This window comes from Desulfosarcina sp. (assembly GCF_033791525.1).
Classification (GTDB): domain Bacteria; phylum Desulfobacterota; class Desulfobacteria; order Desulfobacterales; family Desulfosarcinaceae; genus Desulfosarcina.
Genome location: NZ_JASJGN010000183.1, coordinates 1 through 5,343, shown reverse-complemented (window position 1 = coordinate 5,343; position 5,343 = coordinate 1). Strand labels below are relative to the sequence as shown.

Annotated in this window: 5 protein-coding genes and 1 pseudogene; all 6 read left to right on the top strand. The window is 52.3% G+C overall.

The genetic code is table 11. The features are described 5' to 3' along the window. Nucleotides 1-358: pseudogene (locus QNK41_RS08710) on the top strand (long-chain fatty acid--CoA ligase); the annotation flags it as partial. Continuing rightward, entirely contained in the window at nt 355-1,248 is an 894-nt protein-coding gene (locus QNK41_RS08705; protein WP_319255798.1) for a branched-chain amino acid ABC transporter permease, read from the top strand. The pseudogene QNK41_RS08710 and the gene QNK41_RS08705, both read left to right, overlap by 4 nt. Before the next feature lie 3 nt (nt 1,249-1,251). Continuing rightward, on the top strand, nt 1,252-2,346 hold the full coding sequence (locus tag QNK41_RS08700; protein WP_319255796.1) for a branched-chain amino acid ABC transporter permease: 1,095 nt from the start codon (nt 1,252-1,254) through the stop codon (nt 2,344-2,346). A 182-nt stretch (nt 2,347-2,528) separates the two neighbouring features. Next, a complete protein-coding gene (locus tag QNK41_RS08695; RefSeq protein ID WP_319255793.1) occupies nt 2,529-3,755 on the top strand; it encodes an ABC transporter substrate-binding protein in 1,227 nt (408 codons plus the stop codon). Nucleotides 3,756-3,901: 146 nt separating this feature from the next. After that, complete coding sequence (locus QNK41_RS08690) at nt 3,902-4,720, top strand: ABC transporter ATP-binding protein (RefSeq protein WP_319255791.1); 819 nt, start codon at nt 3,902-3,904, stop codon at nt 4,718-4,720. Nucleotides 4,721-5,002: 282 nt separating this feature from the next. Continuing rightward, on the top strand, nt 5,003-5,343 hold a 341-nt coding region (locus QNK41_RS08685; protein ID WP_319255789.1), incomplete at its 3' end, for a universal stress protein.

Below are 5,343 nucleotides of genomic sequence, written 5' to 3'. Positions count from 1 at the left end.
GGCCGAGGACCGCGGGATATCATTTACGACCTATATGGATCTTTCCAACAACCTGGAGGTTGCGGAGTTGCTCCAGGAGGCAGTGGCCGACATCAACGCGCGGGCGGAAAAAGAGCATTTTAAAATCAAGCGTTTCGCCGTGCTGTACAAATTATTAGACATGGACGACGGTGAGTTGACCAAAACCGGCAAAATACGTCGCAAGTTCGTCATGGAAAAGTACCAGGACCTGTACGACGCCCTTTACGACGAGAGTGTCGAAAAAAAGAAGGTCGAGGCTTTTTTTCAGTATCAGGATGGCCAGACCACAACCGTGGAGGCCGAAATGAAGTTTTACACCATGGACGGGGTTGCATGAGTTATTTTTTCCAGCTGGTGGTAAGCGGGATCGTCGTGGGTTCCATCTATGCACTGTCAGCGCTGGGCTTTGTGTTGATTTACAAATCGAGCCGCGTGCTGAACATCGCCCATGGGCAGATCATCGCTTCCGGAGCCTTTATTACCTATGCCCTGACAGTGTGGCTGGGTGTCCACATTGCGGTGTCGTTTGTATTGAGTATGATCATCACCTTTTTCCTGGCCATGAGCGTCGAGCGGGTGTTTCTGCGCCGGCTGATCGGCGAGCCGATCATATCGGTGATCATGGTTACCATCGGGCTGATGTCGATTATTGACGGCGTTATTTACATGACACCATTTGGAGCGGAAAATTTTTCGTTCCCGGAATTTCTTCCCCAAGAACCGATTTCCTACCTGGGCGTTTCCATTTCCTGGACCCAGATGGTGGGAGTCATCATAACGTTTTCCATGATCGGCGCTTTCACCTGGTTTTTTAAAGCGTCGACCGTGGGTATCTCCATGCGGGCGGTATCGGACGATCAGTTCGCCGCCATGTCCGTGGGCATTTCCGTGCCCCGGGTGTTCGGTCTGGCCTGGGCCACGGCCGGGTTGAGCGCCGCCGCTGCCGGTGTCATCATCGGCAATATCACCGGTCTCAATTTTGAGACGTTGCAAGCCTTTGGGATAACGGTTTTTCCTGTGGTCATATTAGGCGGGCTGGATTCCATTTTAGGCGCCGTGGTGGCCGGTATCATCATGGGCATCATCCAGCAGTTCGCCAGCGGATATCTGGACGGCAACTGGGGGCTCAACGGCACCGCGGAAGTGTTGCCCTATATCATTTTGTTAATCATCCTGCTTTTCAAGCCCCACGGACTTTTCGGCATCCATGAAATTGAACGGGTATAAATCATGTCAACCAATCGTTGGTTAGCCACCGGCAACTACTTTACATCCTACCAGGACGAGCAGCGAATATTTTTTACCCACTTGGACCGGACCATCCTCATCCTGTTCCTTTTTCTGCTGTTTGTCTGGCCCATGCTTTTTTCCCTAAGCAACAAATACATGCTGGTTTTGGACAACATCCTGATTGCCATGGTGGCGATCATCGGCCTGAACATCGTCACCGGTTTCGCCGGCCTGATATCCATCGGGCATGCCGCCTTTATGGGCATCGGGGCCTACACCCTAGCCTCTTTTTCAAGGACCCTGGGTGACAGTCATGTGATTATCACGCATGCCTGGCCGCTGATGATTGTTCTTTCCGGGTTGATGGGTGCGGTTTTCGGGGCCATCGTCGGGCTTCCGGCCATGCGCCTGAAACATCTTTACCTGGCCATCGCCACCCTGAGCTTTCAGATGATATTTTCGTGGACGATCAATTTTCTTGAGTTTTTTAACCAGGGGCAGACCATCCCTATCAGCAGGGTGTATTGGTTCACCGGCAAACTGGGTAGAAATGACCACTACCTCTTCTGGTATTATGTGCTGCTTGTGGTGGTGGTCCTTTCGGGGTTCATGGTGCAAAATCTCCTGAGAACCCGCTATGGGCGTTGCCTGAGTGCTGTCCGGGACAACGACCGAGCCGCCGATGCCATGGGAATGCATCCCGGCCTTACCAAAGTATATGCATTCGGTCTGGCCGGTTTTTTTGCAGGTGTCGCCGGCGCCCTGCACGCATACGTCTACCGGGGTGTCGGTTTTGAATCCTTTACCCTGCATCACTCGATCACTTTGCTCGCCATGGCCATCGTCGGCGGTCTGGGGACACTCAGCGGAGCTTTCTGGGGTCCGACCGCGATCATCGCCCTCGAACTCCAGGTGGAAACCCTTGCCGAGCATGCCGGCCAGATATTACCATCAGACTGGAATCTTGCCACCGCTTTAAAACCGTTTTCTTTTGGCCTGGTGATCGTCCTGTTCTTAATGTTTGAACCGAGGGGGATCGCCAACTGGTGGCGCATCGCACGCTCTTATACCAAACTGTGGCCATTCCGGTATTGAGCCGCCGGAGACAGCCATTTTTTTTATTAACCGCAGAGATCGCTGAGCCCGCAATGTTTATTTTTAAACAATATGATTTCTCTGCGTCCTTAGCGTGCTCAGCGGTAAATTCTTATACGTGTTCTTATTTGTAGAATTTTGTGCGTAGTTAACGAATCAACACCAACTAAAGAGGGGGAGTCATGAAAAACAGGAAAAGGATGACCGTTGTTTTATCGCTGACGCTTATTGTTCTCTTTGCGTTTACCGTTCAGGTTCAGGCCGAGACATACAAGTTGGGCCTGTCCCTGGCTATTACCGGACCGACCTCTGATGCCGGCGACCCTTATTCAAAGGGCGTAGAGGACTATTTCAATTATGTCAACGACATGAAAATTTTGGGCGATGACAAAATCGAATGTACTATTCGGGACGACCAGTATAAAACAGATGTCACCAAACGAAATTTTGAAGATTTCCTGGATCAGGGAATTGTTTTTTACCTCAACTACTCCACCGGCAGCACCCTGGCCTTGAAAAAAGATTTTGACGAAGAGAAGATGCCCACCATCCCGGCCTCTTTCCATGCCGGCAACCTGGTGGATTCCACTTATATCTTTCTGCCCATTGCCTCCTATTCCGCTCAGGCCATTGGTCTGGCCGAATATATAGCCAACAACCATGAAGGTGGCGGGACGCCCAAAGTGGCCATGTTCCTGCATCCGTCCGCTTTCGGGCGTGGTCCCCTTAAAGATGTCGAGAAAGCCGTAGCCGCCGGCCTGAAAATCGAAATCGTGGAAGTCGTGGAGCACGGCAAGGACCTGGACAACACCGCCATGCTTCAGCGCCTGAAGAGCAAAGGCGTCCAATACGTCATCAGCCAGACCATCCAGTCTCCGGTTGCCACCATGCTCAAAGATGCCAGCCGCCTGGGGCTTGTCGCCAAATCCTTTGGTGAGAAAGGAAAGATCACCTTCACCGGGTGTCACTACACCGGCGGAAACGACTTGGTGTCCCTGGCCGGACCGGCCGCAGAAAATTTCTACTGGACGACCTCCTACATAGTAACCTCCGAGCCCGGTGTCGGAACGGATGCTCAGTTGGCCCTGGCCAAGAAGTACGGACGAGATGAGAAGGCGGCCAACTCCCACAATTATGCCAATGGCGTGATGGTGGCCCAGGTTGCTGCCGAATGTATCCTGCGGGCCAAAGCCAGGGGCGTGAAAATTACCAAAGAAAGCCTCTATGAAGAATTGATAGCCATGAATGGCATAAATGCCTTCTACCCGGTTACCACGGTTGGGCCGGTAACCTATTCTAAAACTGACATGGCAGGAGTGGATACCCTGCAGATGTACGCGGTAAAAGATGGGGTCTTCCACTCTGTGGGAGCACCATTTATCCCTGAATACACGGGCAAGATCAAATAACTGCCGACCTGCAACGCATTATTGTGTGGAGACCCCTTTTTTGTGCTGCAACCGAGGCGCTGGCGTCGGTTGCAGCGCAGGGGCCCCGGCAATACTTGTCGGCGATGCGGACACAACGGCTCAGAACCTTCTAACAAAGCGCTGCTATGGATAAACTAAAGAGCCAACACCTGCTCGAAGTCAACAACATCGAAGTGGTTTACAATGATATCATCCAGGTACTGCGCGGTGTCAGCCTGAATGTGTCCCCAGGCGGCATCGTCGCCCTGCTGGGCACCAACGGCGCCGGCAAGACCACCACGCTGCGGGCCATCAGCGGCCTGCTCAAGCCGGAAAACGGCTTTATCCGAGATGGGCACATCCGGTTTGACGGAAGCGACATCACCAATGTCCTGGGAACACAGGTGGTCAAACTTGGCGCGGTGATGGTGCCGGAGGGACGCCGGGTGTTCAAACATCTCACCGTTGAAGAAAATATACGCGTCGGATCCATTACCCGAAAAGACGGGTCCCAAAAAATTCGCGCGGACAATGACAAGATGTACGATCACTTCCCGCGGCTTTCCAAAATCACCAACCGGCTGGCCGGCTATTGCTCCGGCGGAGAGCAGCAGATGATCGCCATTGCCCGGGCCCTGATGGCAGCGCCTAAAATGCTCATGCTGGACGAGCCCTCCCTGGGCCTGGCACCGCTGCTGGTAAAAGAGATCTTCGAAAACGTCGAAACCATCAACCGGGACCTGGGCACCACCATTCTGGTGGTTGAGCAGAATGCCAAGATCGCCTTACAGGTGTCCGATTATGCCTATATCATGGAGTCAGGCAAGATCGTCTTGGAAGGCCTGTCCAAGGAACTCAAGAACAACCCGGATGTCAAAGAGTTCTACATGGGCATCACCCAGGGCGGCGGGCGAAAATCCTTCAAAGAAGTCAAGTCCTATAAGCGGCGCAAACGCTGGATGTAGGGTTTAACAGGTTCTGGGTTCAGAGTTCGGGGTTCAAAGGTTCGACATTTAATACTCATTACTACCGTCGATATGTCAAACTTGAACATTTGGTGCGATATTGGATTGAAAACAATCAAATTAACGGTACAACCCGCTGACTCATATGCAATACGTCGGAATAATTCCATCAAGGGATCCAATGATTTTCATTTATTCCCTCAGGCTTCAGCAACAAAGCAGCTCTGAACCTTTGAACATTGAACCTATGAACGGTTACCGACGGAGAAAGGGCAAACCAATATGAAGTTCCTCGTTGCCTACAACGGTTCGACAGAGTCCAAAGCCGCCCTTGATCTGGCGATAAAGCATGCGTCGATTTTCAAGGCCAAAGTGTTTGTCATCACCAGCATGGAAGGCGGCCACAGCGAAAAACCAGAAGACATCGCCCTGGTAAACCATGAACTGAAGCGGGTTCGGCAGCAGCTCGAGGCCGCGGGTGCCGAGCACGAAGTCCAGGAAATGGCCAGAGGCCTTTCTCCGGGTGAGGACATCGTTATCTTTGCCCAGGAGAACAGCATCGACCAGATTTTCGTGGGCATCGAAAAAAAATCAAGAACCCGGAAACTGCTGCTCGGCTCCAC